Source organism: Paenibacillus pinihumi DSM 23905 = JCM 16419 (assembly GCF_000422505.1).
GTDB classification, from domain to species: domain Bacteria; phylum Bacillota; class Bacilli; order Paenibacillales; family Paenibacillaceae; genus Paenibacillus_D; species Paenibacillus_D pinihumi.
Genome location: NZ_AULX01000053.1, coordinates 1 through 2413, shown reverse-complemented (window position 1 = coordinate 2413; position 2413 = coordinate 1). Strand labels below are relative to the sequence as shown.

2 protein-coding genes are annotated in these 2413 nt (G+C 34.9%); one reads left to right on the top strand and one right to left on the bottom strand.

Annotated elements, in window-relative coordinates; genetic code table 11:
- On the bottom strand, positions 1-607 hold a 607-nt coding region (locus H583_RS37595), incomplete at its 3' end, for a hypothetical protein (RefSeq protein ID WP_028560986.1).
- Between the two features lie 574 nt (positions 608-1181).
- Here H583_RS37595 and H583_RS0113955 point away from each other — a divergent pair.
- Complete coding sequence (locus tag H583_RS0113955) at positions 1182-2000, top strand: hypothetical protein (protein WP_028560985.1); 819 nt, start codon at positions 1182-1184, stop codon at positions 1998-2000.
- The last annotated feature ends 413 nt before the right edge of the window (positions 2001-2413 follow it).

Below are 2413 nucleotides of genomic sequence, written 5' to 3'. Positions count from 1 at the left end.
CTCGCAAGTCCTCCAGTCGACGACCTGGCAGCACATCAAGCATCGTTTCGCCCCGAAGATTATGAATGCCCGTATTGTATGTATGTCCCTTTTTGATTGCGAAGTCGTCGATTCCTAGTACCAGACTGGAAGTGTCTCGAGCTTCACGCCACACCTGTTCTGCCACATGTTTGCTTTCTACTGGAAGGGCATCCTGATGCATTCGCTGTATCGTACTGGCAGGCGCTTCTTGCATTCTTGCGCTATGTGCTGCTGTGGAACCAAGCGCTTGTTCTAGCGTTTGAGCACGGAAAGCAAAGCTGTATCGCTGCTTAGGACCCACAAAGTCATACGTCCAAACGAAGCTAATTCTACAACGTCTGCATGCAAGACGCAGAGATGGAACATGCAGATAGCTCTTTCGGCCAAAGATGCTCGGCTGCCGAACTTTACGTGGTTGGTTACGACCGTCACGCTTCACATCTTGTTCGGAATTACATATGGGACACGCCTGTTTGTAGTTCACTGGCGATGTCTCCAAATGAACTTCTTGGGTGTCCATAGAGACGATTTTTTGTAGTTGTAGTTCTGGTAATCCGAGCAGTTCGTTGATATACTGGAGTGGCATCTGTCATATCCCTTTGTTGTTTGGTAGGACTTACAACATTACAGGATTTGCAGATGTTTTTCTATTTTACCCTTATTTTATTTCAACTGAATTCGTCAACCACTAATTTTGGGTTTGAGCCCTTATTTTAACAAAAGAAACATTTGAATGAAACCGACTTTTTTCAATTTTTAGGAATGACTAAAGTGTTATTTTAGCTTTAGAAGTAATATAATGTGAATCCTCCTACCAGCAAATATAAAGTTACTTAACTGAGCATTTTGCATTAATCTAGGTCCTTGCTACACAATGGAATTTTGAATGTAAAAAAGGACTTCACCCCAATTTTGAGAAGTTTACAAGTTACCAAACCAGAAAATCCCCAAAGGAGTGAAGCCACTATATTAGTCAACTCACTCAATGTTAAAACCTATTTTCTCATTATTTAGATAAAAAATATTTTTTATTGAAATATTGGGAGGTAATATAGTAAACTTAAATTGTTAAATAAAGATATTTAACGTAATTTTTAGGAGAAGGAGGTAGAATAGTTAGCTTTTAAACTCAAAAAATGATTATAAGGGAGAGAACGTAAATGTCTAAAATCTTTAAAAGAGTGACTGTATTTTTGTTATTATTAGTACTTTGTAGTAATGTAACATTAAGCAATGCTGCTTTTGCAAATAAGCATGAAACAATTATTGACGGACACAAATCAAATTTTGTAATTTTAAATAATGATTTGCAAAATTTTGAGTACACATATGATGAAAATGGAAAATCATTTAAGGTTTTTGAAATAACAGACGCAACGTTAAAGCATGTTGATAGTAAAATATTTCAAAAAAATGAAAATGGAAATTATGAATTATTCTTAACACTTGTTACTGAGATTGAAGATGGAATCGCAACATTAACAACAACTGATCAAGATGGTACGGTATCTACAGAAAGTACAGATTTAAATCCTTTTATAGAGAGTATAGAAAAGGGTTCTGACATAGTGCTAGATTTTAATGATTCACCAAAATTAAATACTCCTCTATTTTCAACTGCATCAACAAGTTTAACTAATTGGAAATATTCTGCGGAACTAAAAGGTAGCAATGCTTTTGTTAAATATACTGTATTGGGTATTGTAGCTACTATAGGTGTACTTGTTGCTGGAGCTTTAGGTGGAGCTTTAGCACCAGCTGTAACTGCTGGTTTAACATCTATAGCTTCTGCTATAATTGCAGATAACTTGGATATAGTCTATTATAAACAATATGTATATTATAAATATATAATAGATACTAATCTTCCTAGAGCCGAATGGACTAGTACTCAATTTTATGAAAGTAGTCAACGAACTCAGGCTCAGAAGATTGGGGATACAATCTCACATGAATATTATGTGCCTGGTTGGAGCTAAAATTGATACATTAAAATTAAGTATAGGTAGACTTAAAAGTCTACCTATACTTAATTTTAATGTATCAACTTTGACAGAAAAGAAAAATCTAGGGGAGGAGATATTTTGAATAAATCTAGGAAATCATACAAAAATATCTTCATTATCATTCTTACTATAATAGTGGTATTTATTTTTTCTAGTTACATCATTAAGGGCTTCCGCTTCGATATAGATTGGGGAACATTAGTTTTGCTAGTTGTCATTAATTTGTTAGTTTTAACAATAATAAATTTTAAAAAAAAGAAATAAGGCTCAACCTTAAAATCAGTGCTTGATGATTACATCTGAACTCGATGTCGATTACATTCCAACAGGATGCCGTCTTTATAGTAACGGCGATTTCGGGTGAAATAACGACGACGCTGGAAGGC

Excerpts from the sequence above, each read along its gene's own strand:
- H583_RS0113955 (WP_028560985.1), top strand. The coding sequence starts at position 1,182 with ATGTCTAAAATCTTTAAAAGAGTGACTGTATTTTTGTTATTATTAGTA.